Source organism: Streptomyces sp. NPDC043176 (assembly GCF_056436715.1).
Genome location: NZ_JBWKCA010000013.1, coordinates 170798 through 185142, shown reverse-complemented (window position 1 = coordinate 185142; position 14345 = coordinate 170798). Strand labels below are relative to the sequence as shown.

The following is a 14345-nucleotide window of genomic DNA, read 5'->3' as shown; positions in this document are numbered from 1 at the left end:
GCGGGGAGACTCCAAGGGGGAGGAACTGGGGGAGGTGACCGTGGGCTGCCGTTTGGACGGCAGCCCACCAGTCTAGTTGTTCTTTGAGGTCGGTTCCTTCTGGCGCTTCTCCACCGGCCCGCGGCGGACCGAGCCGGGCGCGTTCCACTCCTGGCGCTTGCGGGCCCGCTTCTTCGCGGCCTCGGAGGACTGGAGCTGGTAGGGGACCGAGGTCACCATGACGCCCGGGGTGAAGAGGAGGCGTCCCTTGAGCCGCAGGGCGCTCTGGTTGTGGAGCAGGTGCTCGTACCAGTGGCCGACGACGTACTCCGGGATGTAGACGGAGACGGCGTCGCGCGGGCTCTCGCGGCGCATGTTCTTGACGTACTCGATCACCGGGCGGGTGATCTCTCGGTACGGGGAGTCGAGGATCTTGAGCGGGACGTTGATGTTGCGGCGTTCCCACTCCTCCTTGAGCGCCTTCGTCTCGGCCGGGTCGACGTTGACGGTGAGCGCCTCCAGCTCGCCGGCGTGCATGAGCTTGGCGTAGGCCAGGGCGCGCAGGGTGGGCTTGTGGAGCTTGGAGACGAGGACGATGGAGCGGACCCGGGAGGGGCGCACGTACTCGTCGGGGCGTTCCTCGGCGGCGGCGATCTCCGCGGCGACGGAGTCGTAGTGCCGGCGGATCGCGGTCATCGTGCCGTAGAAGATCACCATGCCGAGCAGGGCGACCCAGGCGCCGTGGGTGAACTTGGTGGCGAGGACGACGACGAGGACGAGGCCGGTGAAGAAGGCGCCGAAGGCGTTGATCGCGCGGGAGCGGATCATGTGGCGGCGCTTGGCGGGTGCGCGCTCCGTCTTCAGGTGCCGGTTCCAGTGCCGGACCATGCCGATCTGGCTGAGGGTGAAGGAGACGAAGACGCCGACGATGTACAGCTGGATCAGCCGGGTCGAGTCGGCTCCGTAGACCCATACGAGGAGGGCGGCGGCGCCGGCGAGGAGCACGATGCCGTTGGAGAAGGCGAGGCGGTCGCCGCGGGTGTGCAGCTGGCGCGGCAGGTAGCGGTCCTGGGCGAGGATGGAGCCGAGGAGCGGGAAGCCGTTGTACGCGGTGTTGGCGGCCAGGAAGAGGACGAGCGCGGTCGCGGCGGCGAGGACGACGAAGAAGAACGTCCCGTCGCCGAAGACGGCGGCGGCCACCTGGGAGATGACGGGGTCCTGGACGTACCCCGGGCCGACCGGGACGCCGTTGTTCAGGAGGTCCTCGGCGGGCTTCTCGGCCATGCGCACGTCGGTGGCCATGGCGAGGAAGATGATCCCGCAGAACATGGTGACGGCCAGGCCGCCCATGAGGGCGAGGGTGGTGGCGGCGTTCTTCGACTTCGGCTTGCGGAAGGCCGGGACGCCGTTGGAGATGGCCTCGACGCCGGTGAGCGCGGCACAGCCGGAGGAGAACGCGCGCAGCAGCAGGAAGACGAGCGCGAAGCCGGCCAGTCCCTGGTGCTCGGGCTTGATCTCGAAGTCGGCGGTGGGCGCCTTCATGGTGTCGTCGAGGACGATGCCCCGGTACGCGCCCCAGAGGATCATGATGAAGACGCCGGCGACGAAGACGTACGTCGGGATCGCGAAGAGGGAGCCCGACTCCTTCACACCGCGCAGGTTCATGACGGTGAGCAGCACGATCACGCCGACCGCGCAGGCCACCTTGTGCTCGACGACGAAGGGGACCGCCGAGCCGAGGTTCTCGATGCCCGAGGAGATCGACACCGCGACGGTGAGGACGTAGTCGACGAGCAGGGCGCTCGCGACGGTGAGTCCGGCCTTCGGCCCGAGGTTGGTGTTCGCGACCTCGTAGTCGCCGCCGCCGCTGGGGTACGCGTGCACGTTCTGCCGGTAGGACGCGACGACCGTGAACATCAGGACGACGACCGCGAGCGCGATCCACGGGCTGAAGTGGTAGGCCGACAGGCCGGCGACGGAGAGGACGAGCAGCACCTCGCCGGGTGCGTACGCAACCGAGGACAGCGGGTCGGAGGCGAAGACGGGGAGGGCGATGCGCTTGGAGAGAAGGGTCTCCCCGAGCTTGTCGCTGCGCAGGGCCCGCCCGATCAGGATCCGTTTGGGCACGTCGGTCAGTTTGGACACGGAGAGGATCGTAAGCGTTCGAAAAGAGCCACGCGCACCGGCACCCCCGATCGGCACCGAATCTCCCTGAGTACCACCTCGGATGCGGTCCCGGCCAGCGTTGCCGCATAAGCTCGGACCGGGCAACCCGGCAGGGCGTTGCCCGCCGCGGCCCGGGCGCATCGGGCGAGGAAAGTTGTGAGCAGGGTGTTTTCGCAGGTCAGCAAGGCGATCAGGAGTGCGGGGTAAGGGGACGTGCACATCGTCATCATGGGCTGCGGGCGAGTGGGAGCCGCTCTCGCGCAGACCCTCGAACAGCAGGGGCACACCGTCGCGGTCGTGGACCAGGACCCGACGGCTTTCCGTCGTCTGGGGTCGGGTTTCGGCGGTCGGCGCGTCACGGGCGTGGGGTTCGACCAGGACACGCTGCGTGAGGCCGGCATCGAGGAGGCCGGTGCCTTCGCCGCGGTGAGCAGCGGCGACAACTCGAACATCATCGCCGCGCGGGTCGCCCGCGAGATGTTCGGCATCGAGAACGTGGCGGCGCGGATCTACGACCCGCGTCGCGCCGAGGTCTACCAGCGCCTGGGGATCCCGACGGTCGCGACGGTCCGGTGGACCGCCGACCAGATGCTGCGGCGGCTGCTGCCGTCCGGCGCCGAGCCGCTGTGGCGCGACCCGAGCGGCGGCGTGCAGCTCGCCGAGGTGCACACCTCCCCCGCGTGGATCGGACACAAGGTGAGCCGGCTCCAGGAGGAGACCGGCGTCCGCGTCGCCTTCCTCACCCGGCTGGGCGAAGCGATTCTGCCGACCTCTCAGACGGTGCTCCAGGAAGGTGACCTGGTGCACGTGATGATGCGTACGGACGAGATCGCGAAGGTCGAGGAGGCCTTCGCCGAGGGTCCCGAGGAGGGCGGTCACTGATGCGTGTCGCTATTGCGGGCGCGGGTGCGGTGGGCCGGTCCATCGCGGGCGAGCTCCTGGAGAACGGGCACGACGTCCTGCTCATCGACAAGGCGCCGACCGCCATCTCGGTGGAGCGGGTGCCGCAGGCGGAGTGGCTGCTCGCCGACGCCTGTGAGATCACGTCGCTCGACGAGGCGGCGCTGCAGCGCTGCAACGTGGTGATCGCGGCGACCGGCGACGACAAGGTGAACCTGGTCGTCTCGCTGCTCGCCAAGACCGAGTACGGCGTGCCGCGGGTGGTGGCCCGCGTGAACAACCCGAAGAACGAGTGGCTGTTCAACGAGGCCTGGGGCGTGGACGTCGCCGTCTCGACGCCGCGTCTGATGTCGGCCCTGGTGGAGGAGGCGGTGAGCGTCGGCGACCTGGTCCGGCTGCTCCGCTTCAGCCACGGCGACGCGAACCTGGTCGAGCTGACGCTCCCGCCGGAGTCGGCCGTCGCCGGTACCGCCGTCGGGGACGTGGCCTGGCCGCAGGACACCTCGCTGGTGACGATCATCCGCGGTTCGCGGGTGCTGACGCCGAGCGCCGAGGAGACCCTGGAGGCCGGTGACGAGCTGCTGTTCGTGGCCGCCCAGGCCCGTGAGGAGCAGTTGGAGGACCTGCTGCAGGTCCGCCGCGAGACCACCGAGTCCTGATCGGTACCGGCATACGGAAGGGCCCGGACCTGGCGAACAGGTCCGGGCCCTTCCGTATGCCGTCTCAGGACTCCGGGTGGCTCCGCGCGGCCGGCGTGTGCCGCCTCAGCGCGGCCGGCGCGCACCGCCTCAGGACTCCGGGTGGCTCTGCGAGGCGGCGGCCTTGCGCTCCTTCTCGGCGCGCTCCTCGGCCTCCATCTCGGCGAACACGTCGATCGGCGCCGGGGCCTTCGCGAGGAACAGCCAGGTGAGGTAGACCGCGAGGAGGAACGGCGGGATCTTCAGGGCGACCAGGACCCAGCCGAACTTGGTCGTGTCGGCCCACCAGTACATCGGGAAGAGGATCGCGCACTTGCCGAGCAGGATCAGGCCCCAGGCCCAGCTGGCCTTCGTGTAGGCCTTCTTGCGGCCCGGGTTGCGGGTGCGCCAGGAGAGGTTCTCCTTGAAGACCGGGCCGAGGATCAGGCCGATCAGGGGAACGCCGGCGAGCGCCGTGATGATGTACGCGAGGGCGAGGCCCAGGGTGTACAGCATGCCCGGCAGGTAGAAGTCCTTGGCGTTGCCCGTCATCATCGCGAAGACGACGCCGAAGGCGACCCCGAAGACGCCGCTGAAGGCGTGCTTGACGGTGTCCCGGCGGATCAGCCGGACGGCGACCAGGACCAGCGAGACCGCGAGTGCGGCGATCGCCGAGACGTGCAGGTTCTTGTTGACCGTGAAGATCGTGACGAACAGCAGGCCGGGCACGACCGTCTCGACCATGCCGCGCACACCGCCGAAGGCCTCGGAGAGCGCGGCCTCGGTCACCGCCTTGTCGGCCTGGGTCTTCTGGTCCGGGGTCGACTGGGCCGCCGTCGGCTTGTCGAGGGACGTCACCGGCTACTCCTGTCCGAGCGGTCGGAGCTCGTATTTGGGGTTGAAGAGGACCCGCCGGCCGTGGCTCATCGAGATCCGGCCGGAGGCGATCAGCTTGCGGCCCGGCTCGATGCCCACGATGGAGCGGCGGCCGAGCCAGACGACGTCGAGCGGTGCCGTGCCGTCGAAGAGTTCGGCCTCCAGCGCGGGTACACCGGCCCGGGGACGCAGCGTGACCGTGCGCAAGGTACCAGTCACCTTGACTATCTGGCGGTCGGAGCAGTCGCAGATACGAGTGCACCCCGACGCTTCGGCGTCCTCCTGGAGCTCCTCCGACTCCAGGTCCTCCGGGGAGGAGGAGAGCCGGTCGAGCATCCGGCGGAACCGACCGGCCGGCTTCTCTGTACGTGGTGCAGCACTCATACAGAAAGCGTACCGGCCGCCGCTGTCACCGAGACCGGCCCCGGACGACCGTCCGGTTCGCGGTCCGTCCGCGGGCCGTCCGCAGGTCGTCCGCGGGCCGTTCGAGGCCCGTCCGCGGTCCGTCCGAGGTCCTCTCGTCGTCCGCTCGTCGTCCGCTCGTCGTCCGTTCACCGTTCGAAGCGGTACCCCATGCCCGGTTCGGTGACGAAGTGGCGCGGGTGCGAGGGGTCGGCCTCCAGCTTCCGGCGGAGCTGCGCCATGTACACGCGGAGGTAGTTGGTCTCGGTGCCGTACGACGGTCCCCAGACCTCCTGGAGCAACTGCTTCTGGCTGACCAGCCGGCCGCTGTTGCGGACGAGGACCTCCAGGAGGTGCCACTCGGTGGGGGTGAGCCGGACGTCCCGGCCGTCGCGGTGGACCTTCTTCGCGGCCAGGTCGACGGTGAAGCCCGCGGCCTCCACCACGACGACCCCGTCCTCGGCGCCGCCGACCGGCTCGGCCCTGCGCACGGCCGCGCGCAGCCGGGCGAGCAGCTCGTCCATGCCGAAGGGCTTGGTGACGTAGTCGTCGGCGCCCGCGTCGAGCGCCTCGACCTTCTCGTCGGAGGTCTGCCGGGCCGAGAGGACCAGGATCGGCACCCTGGTCCAGCCGCGGAGGCCCTTGATGACCTCGACGCCGTCCATGTCGGGCAGGCCGAGGTCGAGGACGACGACGTCGGGGTGGCGTTCGGCGGCCAGCCGGAGGGCGGCGGCACCGTCGGCCGCGGCGTCGACCTCGTACTTCCGCGCCTTGAGGTTGATCACCAGGGCACGGACGATCTGCGGCTCGTCGTCGACCACGAGGACCCGGGTCATGGAGGGGGCCTACCTTCTGCTGGAAATTGCTGTACGGGGAAGAGGACGGGCGCGGTACGGGTCCTGGTTCGCTCCCGGATCTCGTACGGGCGCGGTGGCCGCTGTCGGGCCACGGCCGGGGCCGGCGGTCACGACGGCCGTCAGGACCACGCCCGGGCCGGCGGTCACGACGAGGCCGTCAGGCCCACGGTCGCGGAGGCGGTCACGGCGGGGCGTCACGACCATGCCCGGGGCTGCGGTCACGGTGGGGCGTCACGACCACGCCGGGGGCTGCGGTCACGCCGAAGCGTCACGGCCACGACCACGGCGGCGGCGGTCACAGCGGACCCGTCGGGCCGCACGGCCGGGGTGCCGTTCACGTCGGTGCGCATCAGGTCACGGCGTGGGCCGGGAGGGCGGCGGGGGGCGCCTGGGGCCCGCCCGGCGCGGCCCGGAGGGTGAGGACCATCGTCAGGCCGCCGCCCGGGGTGTCCTCGGCGCCGATGGTCCCGCCCATGGACTCCACGAAACCGCGGGCCACGGCGAGCCCGAGGCCGACGCCGGAGCCGCGCGGGGCGTCGCCGAAGCGCTGGAAGGGCTCGAAGATCCGGTCCTTGGCGTGGTCGGGGACGCCGGGCCCGCGGTCCACGACCCGCAGTTCGACCCGGTCCCCCAGCGCGCTGGCGGAGACGGCGACGGGCGTGCCCCCGGGGCTGTACTTCACGGCGTTCTCCACGATGTTGGCGACGGCGCGCTCCAGGAGTCCCTTGTCGACGTCGACCATCGGCAGCCACTCGGGGATGTCGAGCTCGGCGCTGCCGTCCGGCACTCCCCCGAGGGCCATGGGCACGACCTCGTCGAGGTCGACGGTCCGGATCAGAGGAGTGACGGTGCCGGTCTGGAGCCGGGACATGTCGAGGAGGTTGCCGACGAGGTGGTCGAGGCGGTCGGCGCCGGCCTCGATGCCCGCCAGGAACTCGGCACGGTCCTCCTCGGACCATTCGACGTCGTCGGAGCGGAGCGAGGACACGGAGGCCTTGATGCTCGCCAGGGGCGTCCGCAGGTCGTGGCTGACCGCCGCGAGCAGGGACGTACGGATCTTGTTGCCCTCGGCCTGCTTCCTGGCCTCCTCGGCCTCGCCGACCAGGCGCTGCCGTTCGAGGACGACGGCGGCCTGGGCGGCGAAGGCGCCCAGCACCCGCCGGTCCTCCGCCGGCAGCACACGGCCCGTCAGGGCGAGGGCGAGATGGTCGCCGACCGGCATGTCGACGTCGGCGTCCTCGGGCCGTGCCGCCGGGTGCGGGCCCACGTTCGCCGCCCGCGTCCACGGCTCGGCGCCGTCGGCGCGCTCCAGGAGGGCCACCGACTCCATGGAGAAGGTCTCGCGGACCCGTTCGAGGAGGGCCTCCAGGCTGGTCTCGCCGCGCAGCACGCTGCCCGCGAGATAGGAGAGGACCTCGGACTCGGCGCGCAGCCGGGCGGCCTGGTGGGTACGGCGGGCGGCCAGGTCGACCACCGAGGCGACCGACATCGCGACGCCGAGGAAGACGGCGATGGCGACGATGTTCTTGGGGTCGGCGACGGTGAGCCGGTGGACGGGCGGGGTGAAGAACCAGTTGAGGAGCAGGGAGCCGGCGGCGGCCGAGGCGAGCGCCGGCACGAAGCCGCCGAGGAGGGCCGCGGAGACCGTCAGGGCGAGGAAGAGCAGCATGTCGTTGGCGAGGCCTAGGTCGGCGTCGACATGGGTGAGGAGGAGGGCGAGGGCGACGGGTCCGCCGACACCGACGAGCCAGCCGCCGAGGATGCGGGAGCGGCCCAGCCGGGCGCCGCGCGCGACCGGCAGGCCCCGCCCCTTCGCGACCTCGCCGTGGGTCACGATGTGGACGTCCAGGTCGGTCCCGGAGTCCCGGGCGACGGTCTGTCCGACGCCGGGACCGAACACGTACTGCCAGGAGCGGCGGCGGCTGGAGCCCAGGACGATCTGGGTGGCGTTGACCCCTCGGGCGAACTCGAGGAGCGCGGAGGGGACGTCGTCGCCGATGACGTGGTGAAAGGTTCCGCCGAGGTCCTCGACCAGGGTGCGCTGGACGGCCAGCTCCTTGGGCGAGGCGGCGGTGAGCCCGTCGCTGCGGGCTATGTAGACGGCGAGGACCTCGCCTCCCGCGCCCTTCTCGGCGAGCCGGGTGGCGCGCCGTATCAGCGTGCGTCCCTCGGGGCCTCCGGTCAGGCCGACGACGATCCGCTCCCTGGCCTGCCAGGTGGAGCGGATGTTGTGCTCGCCCCGGTACTGCCGGAGGTACTCGTCGACCCGGTCGGCGGTCCACAGCAGGGCCAGCTCGCGCAGCGCGGTGAGGTTGCCGGGGCGGAAGTAGTTGGAGAGGGCCGCGTCGACCTTGTCCGAGGTGTAGACGTTGCCGTGGGCCATCCGGCGCCGGAGGGCCTCCGGGCTCATGTCGACGAGTTCGATCTGGTCCGCCCGGCGCACGATCTCGTCGGGGACGGTCTCCCGCTGCCGCACCCCCGTGATCGACTCGACGACGTCGCCCAGGGACTCCAGGTGCTGGATGTTGACCGTCGACACGACGTCGATGCCCGCGGCGAGGAGCTCGGCGACGTCCTGCCACCGCTTGGGGTTCCTGGACCCGGGCACGTTCGTGTGGGCGAGCTCGTCGACGAGGGCGACGGCGGGGCGGCGGGCCAGGACCGCGTCGACGTCCATCTCGGTGAAGGCCGTCCCGCGGTGGTCCAGGGTGCGGCGCGGGACCTGTTCCAGGCCGTGCAGCATGGCCTCCGTGCGCGGCCGTCCGTGGTGTTCCACGAAGGCCACCACGCAGTCCGTGCCGCGCCCGACCCGCCGGCGCCCCTCGGAGAGCATCGCGTAGGTCTTGCCGACGCCCGGCGCAGCGCCGAGGTAGATCCGAAGCTTGCCGCGTCCCATGGCTCGACCATACGTCCAGCCAAACGGACATTACGCGCACGGCGAGAGGCCCCGGTGCGGTATTGACGTGATTCTGATGTCGATTCCTCCGGCTCCCGGTGTCGAGAACGCCGGACCGGCTCCGACCTCACCGTGACAGTGGCCCCGGGCACCGCCCGGGACGTGACGCACACCCGAGGAGCACCCCGTGAAGTACATGCTGCTGATGCAGTTCAACGCGCAGAGCCTCGACGTCCCCTCCCTCACGGAGTGGCGGCCCGAGGAGATCCGCGCGCACATCGCCTTCATGCGGACCACGAACGAGAAGCTGGCGGCGGCGGGAGAGCTGGTCGACGCGCAGGGGCTCGCGATGCCGGAGACGGCTCGGATCGTCCGGGCGGCGGCGGACGGCTCGGCGCTGGTGACCGACGGGCCCTTCGCCGAGACCAAGGAGTTCCTGGCCGGCTGGTGGATCGTCGAGGTCCCCTCGGTCGAGCGTGCCGTGGCGATCGCCGCCGAGGTGTCGGCGGCGCCCGGCCCCGGCGGCGCCCCCGTCAACATGCCGATCGAGGTCCGCGAGGTCATGTCCGAGCCCCCGGCGGAACCGGGCGCGGAGAACTGAACAGGGCCGGGGCGGGACCGTCGACCGGTCTCCGGCCCGGCCCGCCGCCCCTCAGTGCTCGATGATCTCGCCGTCGCTCAGCTCCAGGACCCGGTCCGCCAGGCCCAGGAGCTGGGGGTCGTGCGTGGCGACCAGAGCCGTGCAGCCCTCGCTGCGGACCACCGCGCGGAGCAGCTGCATGACGGCGAGGCCCGTCTCCGCGTCCAGCTGGCCCGTGGGTTCGTCGGCTATGAGCAGGGCGGGCTTGTTGGCGAGGGCGCGGGCGATGGCGACCCGCTGCTGCTGGCCGCCGGAGAGCTCACCGGGCCGCTGCTCCGCGTGGTCGGCGAGGCCGACCAGGCCGAGCAGCAGGGCGACCCGCTCGTCGCGCTCCTTGGGGTCCGCCTTGCGCAGGCGCATGGGGACGCCGACGTTCTCGGCGGCGGAGAGGATCGGGAGCAGTCCGAAGGACTGGAAGATGAAGCCGATCCGGTCGCGGCGCAGTTCCAGGAGCCCGTTCTCTCCGAGCGTGGAGAGGTCGGTGCCGTCGATGACGATCCGGCCGCCGTCGGCGCTGTCGAGGCCGCCCACGAGGTTGAGGAGCGTCGTCTTGCCGGAGCCCGAGCGGCCCTTGAGCGCGACGAGCTCGCCGCGCGGGATGTCGAAGGAGACCCCGCGCAGGGCGTGGACGGCCGCCTCGCCCGTGCCGTACGAACGGCGCAGGTCCTCGACGCGGACCATCGGCAGGGCGGCCGGGTCCTCGGCCAGTGCCGTCGCGGACCCCGTGCTGCTCTCACTCACCTGAGTTCCCCCTCCTCGAACATGTGCGCCCGCCAGTATGGTCCGCGGCCGCCGCCCGCGGCCAGAGCCGGGGACCTGTGCCTGTGGAAGACGGGGGATGCGCGAACGGCCGGTGGGCCGCTTCCCGTACGAGGCGCACGGGAAGCGGCCCACCGGCCGAAACGAGGTGGTTCAGCGGAGCTCGGAGATCTCCGGACCGCGCTGGAGCTGGCCCATGCCGCCGGAGAAGCGGGAGTTCTCCTGCTCCTCCTGCTGCACGCCGTCCGGCACCATCTGCGCGTCGTTCGGCAGCTTGAGCACGATCGGGTCGCGGGGGGCCATCGGGCCGTCGCCGCGGACGACGACGGTGTCCCGGACGATCTGCTCCAGGAGTCCGGCCGCCTCGGGCTGGACCGCGCCCTGCCCGGAGATCACTCCGCGCAGGAACCAGCGGGGGCCGTCGACGCCCACGAAGCGGACCGTCTGTACGCCGCGGTTGCCGTCCGGCAGCTGCACCGGGACCTGGGCCCGCAGCTCCCAGCCCAGCGGGCCCTCGACCTCGTCGATGGCGCCGCCCTGCTGGATGATCCCCGTGGCGATCTCGTCGCGGACCTCGCCCCAGATGCCCTCGTTCTTGGGGGCGGCGAAGGCCTGCAGTTGTACGGCGCTGTCGCGCAGCACGACGGTGGCGGCGACGATCGCGTCACCGGCCACCTCCACGCGGAGCTCCATGCCCTCGACTCCGGGCACGAAGACGCCGCCGAGGTCCACGCGGCCCTCGTCGGGCTTGGCCACCTCGGAGATGTCCCAGGGCCCGTCGGGCCGGGGCGCCGGCGGAAGGTTCACACGGCGCGGGGCCGCGTCGTCCGCGTCCTCGCCGTCCACCGCGTCGACGACCTGCTCGGCCTCGCCCGCCGCGTCCTCGGCGGCACCGCTCTTCTTGCGACGTCCGAACACGTCACTGTCCTTCCCGGTCGGATACGACCGAAGCGTATCGATTCCCACCCGTAGTGCCGTCCACGGCGGCATGACCGCCGGTGGACCCGAAGCCCCCCTCGGCCCGCGCCGAGCCGGGAAGTTCCGCCACCTCGTGGAAGCGCACCTTCTCGACCTGTTGGACGACAAGTTGGGCGATCCTGTCGAATCGCTCGAACCGCACGCTCTCGCGCGGGTCGAGGTTGACCACGATCACCTTGATCTCTCCACGGTACCCGGCATCGACCGTCCCCGGGGCATTCACCAGCGCCACTCCGCAGCGGGCCGCGAGACCGGAGCGCGGGTGCACGAAGGCCGCGTACCCGTCGGGCAGGGCGATGGAGACCCCGGTGGGCAGCACGGCGCGCTCGCCGGGGGCGAGCACGGCGGCCTCGGTGGTCACCAGGTCCGCCCCGGCGTCGCCGGGGTGCCCGTAGGCCGGGATCGGCACCTCGGGGTCCACGCGGCGGATGAGTACGTCGACAGGGTTGCGCATCAGGGGTTCACCTCGAAGGCGCGGGCGCGCCGGACCTGGTCGGGGTCGGACATGGCGGCCTGGATCTCCTCCGGGCGGCCGTTGTCGATGAAGTGGTCGACCTTGACCTCGACGAAGAGGGCGTCGGCGCGGACGGCGACGGGGCCCTCGGGCCCGCCGATCCGGCCGACCGCGGTCGAGAAGATCTTGCGGCCGTGCACGGCGGTGACCGCGGCCTCCAGGTGGAGGACGGTGCCGACGGGGACGGGCCGGACGAAGTCGGTCTCCAGACGTCCGGTCACGGCGATGACCCGCAGCAGCCAGTTCAGGGAGCCGAGGGTCTCGTCGAGCGCGGTGGCGAGCACGCCGCCGTGCGCGAGGCCGGGGGCGCCCTGGTGGTCGGGGGTCACCGTGAACTCGGCGGTGACGGTCACGCCCTCGCCCGCCCGTGCTTCCAGGTGGAGGCCGTGGGGCTGGCCGCCGCCGCACCCGAAGCAGTACTCGTAGTGGGAACCGAGCAGCTCGCCGGGGGCCGGCGCGTCGGGGTGGCGTACCGGCGGTATGGCGTCGGCCGGCGGGGTGAGGGCGGCAGATGTTGCAGTCACAGGCGCAGACCTTACCCGCGCGGATGGGCGCGGGTCGCGCCGTGCCAAGCTTGGACGCATGCAGCCTTCCGCACCGTCCCCGGCCCCCTCCCCCGCGCCCTCCGCCGGCCCGCACTTCGACGAGCGGCTGACGGCGCCCCGTTCCTGGTGGGTCATCGTGGGCCTGCTGGGCCTCTCCGGCGGTCTGGTCATGTTCCCGCTGGGCACGGTCCCGATGCTGGGCGGTGTGATCGTGGCGGCGGTGCTGGCGGGCATGGCGGTCTCCTCGTACGGCTCCGCCCGGATCCGGGTGGTGGCCGGTTCGCTGGTGGCGGGGGACGCCCGGATCCCGGTCTCGGCGCTGGGGGCGGCCGAGGCGCTCGACGCGGAGGAGGCGCGCGCCTGGCGCACTTTCAAGGCCGATCCGCGCGCGTTCATGCTGATGCGCAGCTACGTGCCGGGGGCGGTGCGGGTCGAGGTGACGGACCCGGCGGACCCGACGCCGTACGTGTACCTGTCGAGCCGCGAGCCGGCGGCCCTGGTGGCGGCGCTGGAGGCCGAACGGACCGCCGCCGGGAGCTGAACCCGGTGCCCGCGCGGTAAGCCGGCCACCGGCCCTCGCCGGAAGCACGCCCGGTGGTCGCGCGGGGAAGCCGGACGGCGGCCCGCCCCGGAAGCACGCCGGGCAGCGCGCGGGGAAAGCCGGACGAGTGGCCCGCGCCGACTCGATCTCAGGGGCCCCACGGGGCCCCTGAGCCGTATCCGGCGGAAGGTACCCGGGTGGCCGGGCTAGAAGCCGAGTTCCTTGGGGTTCTCGGGCTGCTCCAGCGGAGGCAGGTCGCGGAGGGCGTCCCAGGGGATCTGGCGGTCGCGCAGGTCCTTGCGGATGCGCGTGGCGAGTTTCTTGGTGTCGCGGCGGTTCATGACCGCGCCGACGGCGGCGCCCACCATGAAGGGCATGAGGTTCGGCAGGTTGCGGACCATGCGTTTCATGATCTGCTGGCGCAGCTCGCGCTTGAGCTGGCCGCCGAGGGCCGCGTTGACCGTGGTGGGCTTGGTGGGGTCGATGCCCCGCTCCTCGGCCCAGGACGTCAGATAGGCCGCCGAGCGCTGGGTGAGCCGGCCGGGGGGCCGCAGGCCGTACACCTCGTGCAGTTCGGCGATGAGTTTGAGTTCCACGGCGGCGACGCCGGTGATCTCGGCCGCCAGTTCGGCCGGCAGGGCCGGGGGGACCGGCAGCATGGCCGCGGCGCCGACGCCCGCGCCGACGGTCGAGCTCGCGTTTGCGGCGCCCGCGACGAGCTTGTCCGCGAGCTCCTCGGGGCCGAGCCCGGGGAACTGTCTCCGGAGGGCCGCCAGGTCGCGGACGGGGATCCGCGGGGCGAGGTCGATCAGGCGGTCGGCGAGGTGGCCGATGCCGGCCTTGGCGCTGTCGCCGCCGCGCCGAACGCCCTGCGCGACGCCGCGTCGCACGGCGTCGATCCGCTCGGAGTCGATCTTGATCTTGTCGAGCTGGGCCCGCGCGGGGTTGGCGAGCCGCCTGACGGCGCCGAAACGGCCGTCCTGCCGCGCCACGTCACTCCCGCCGGTCCGTCCCGGCTCACCGTCCGCCGGGTCCGGCTCGGTGACCGCCTCGAGCGAGGCCGCGAGGCCCCGCTCGTCGTCACGCGCGCCGGGAGAGGGCAGGGGGGCGGTGTGCACGGCTTCGGGGGCCTCCTGGGCACCCTCTGCCGGGCCTGAGCCGCCTTTGCGCGTCCCCGGGCTCCCGGGGAGCCGCAGACGCCGCTTCCGGGACGGTGTGTCGCCTGCCACGACGAGCGACCTCAGTCGCAGTCGCGGCAGATCGGCTGACCGTTCTTCTCCCTGGCCAGCTGGCTGCGGTGGTGGACGAGGAAGCAGCTCATGCAGGTGAACTCATCGGCCTGCTTGGGCAGGACCCGGACGGCCAGCTCCTCGTTCGAGAGGTCGGCGCCGGGAAGCTCCAGGCCTTCGGCGGCCTCGAACTCGTCGACGTCGACGGTCGAGGTCGACTTGTCGTTCCGGCGGGCCTTCAGTTCTTCAAGGCTGTCCGAGTCGACGTCGTCGTCGGTCTTGCGTGGGGTGTCGTAATCCGTTGCCATGTCGCTCTCCCCCTCTGGGTGGTTGCGGTGTCTCCAGCGCACGTAACGCGTGAGAGGTCGGACTTGTGCCCGACCTGA

General features: G+C 72.0%; 15 protein-coding genes. 4 read left to right on the top strand and 11 right to left on the bottom strand.

All coding sequences use genetic code 11. The annotated features are described in order from the left end of the window. Nucleotides 1–72: 72 nt before the first annotated feature. Nucleotides 73–2124 (bottom strand): APC family permease, encoded by a 2052-nt coding sequence (locus AC067A_RS22545; RefSeq protein WP_479244273.1) that lies wholly within the window; start codon nt 2122–2124, stop codon nt 73–75. Nucleotides 2125–2358: 234 nt separating this feature from the next. Between AC067A_RS22545 and AC067A_RS22540 the strand changes: the two genes are divergently transcribed. After that, entirely contained in the window at nt 2359–3027 is a 669-nt protein-coding gene (locus AC067A_RS22540) for a potassium channel family protein (protein WP_017237685.1), read from the top strand. After that, entirely contained in the window at nt 3027–3704 is a 678-nt protein-coding gene (locus AC067A_RS22535) for a potassium channel family protein (RefSeq protein WP_479244272.1), read from the top strand. The genes AC067A_RS22540 and AC067A_RS22535 overlap by 1 nt, the downstream gene beginning before the upstream one ends. Before the next feature lie 129 nt (nt 3705–3833). On the opposite strand, the gene AC067A_RS22530 is transcribed toward AC067A_RS22535, so the two are convergent. From AC067A_RS22530 to AC067A_RS22515, 4 genes are all read right to left on the bottom strand, one after another. Then, complete coding sequence (locus AC067A_RS22530) at nt 3834–4580, bottom strand: DUF3159 domain-containing protein (RefSeq protein WP_479244271.1); 747 nt, start codon at nt 4578–4580, stop codon at nt 3834–3836. A 3-nt stretch (nt 4581–4583) separates the two neighbouring features. Further along, a complete protein-coding gene (locus tag AC067A_RS22525; RefSeq protein ID WP_073906407.1) occupies nt 4584–4982 on the bottom strand; it encodes an OB-fold nucleic acid binding domain-containing protein in 399 nt (132 codons plus the stop codon). Nucleotides 4983–5149: 167 nt separating this feature from the next. Next, complete coding sequence (locus AC067A_RS22520; protein WP_479244270.1) at nt 5150–5836, bottom strand: response regulator; 687 nt, start codon at nt 5834–5836, stop codon at nt 5150–5152. A 370-nt stretch (nt 5837–6206) separates the two neighbouring features. After that, nucleotides 6207–8753, bottom strand: a complete 2547-nt coding sequence (locus AC067A_RS22515; protein WP_479244269.1) for an ATP-binding protein — start codon at nt 8751–8753, stop codon at nt 6207–6209. A 196-nt stretch (nt 8754–8949) separates the two neighbouring features. On the opposite strand from AC067A_RS22515, the gene AC067A_RS22510 reads away from it, so the two are divergent. Further along, the gene (locus tag AC067A_RS22510; RefSeq protein WP_479244313.1) at nt 8950–9354 is read left to right on the top strand and encodes a YciI family protein; all 405 of its coding nucleotides are present in this window, start codon (nt 8950–8952) and stop codon (nt 9352–9354) included. 51 nt (nt 9355–9405) lie between these two features. Here the strand turns inward: AC067A_RS22510 and AC067A_RS22505 are convergent, their stop codons facing one another. The 4 genes from AC067A_RS22505 to AC067A_RS22490 all read right to left on the bottom strand — a co-directional run bounded on the left by AC067A_RS22505 (nt 9406) and on the right by AC067A_RS22490 (nt 12168). Beyond that, nucleotides 9406–10134: an ABC transporter ATP-binding protein gene (locus AC067A_RS22505; RefSeq protein ID WP_479244268.1), complete on the bottom strand. Its 729-nt coding sequence runs from the start codon at nt 10132–10134 to the stop codon at nt 9406–9408. A gap of 171 nt (nt 10135–10305) precedes the next feature. Next, nucleotides 10306–11070, bottom strand: coding sequence for a DUF3710 domain-containing protein (locus AC067A_RS22500; RefSeq protein WP_479244267.1), 765 nt, complete (start codon nt 11068–11070; stop codon nt 10306–10308). A 1-nt stretch (nt 11071) separates the two neighbouring features. Continuing rightward, a complete protein-coding gene (gene dut / locus AC067A_RS22495; RefSeq protein WP_017237679.1) occupies nt 11072–11584 on the bottom strand; it encodes a dUTP diphosphatase in 513 nt (170 codons plus the stop codon). Next, a complete protein-coding gene (locus AC067A_RS22490; RefSeq protein WP_386303401.1) occupies nt 11584–12168 on the bottom strand; it encodes a PaaI family thioesterase in 585 nt (194 codons plus the stop codon). The genes dut and AC067A_RS22490 overlap by 1 nt, the downstream gene beginning before the upstream one ends. Before the next feature lie 58 nt (nt 12169–12226). Between AC067A_RS22490 and AC067A_RS22485 the strand changes: the two genes are divergently transcribed. Beyond that, a complete protein-coding gene (locus AC067A_RS22485) occupies nt 12227–12730 on the top strand; it encodes a DUF3093 domain-containing protein (RefSeq protein WP_479244266.1) in 504 nt (167 codons plus the stop codon). 206 nt (nt 12731–12936) lie between these two features. Here the strand turns inward: AC067A_RS22485 and AC067A_RS22480 are convergent, their stop codons facing one another. Together AC067A_RS22480 and AC067A_RS22475 are read right to left on the bottom strand one after the other, a co-directional pair. Continuing rightward, nucleotides 12937–13959: a hypothetical protein gene (locus AC067A_RS22480; protein ID WP_479244265.1), complete on the bottom strand. Its 1023-nt coding sequence runs from the start codon at nt 13957–13959 to the stop codon at nt 12937–12939. Between the two features lie 11 nt (nt 13960–13970). Beyond that, nucleotides 13971–14267 carry a DUF4193 domain-containing protein gene (locus tag AC067A_RS22475; RefSeq protein WP_003955561.1) on the bottom strand — a complete coding sequence of 99 codons (297 nt, stop codon included), beginning with the start codon at nt 14265–14267 and terminating at the stop codon, nt 13971–13973. Between the last annotated feature and the right edge of the window lie 78 nt (nt 14268–14345).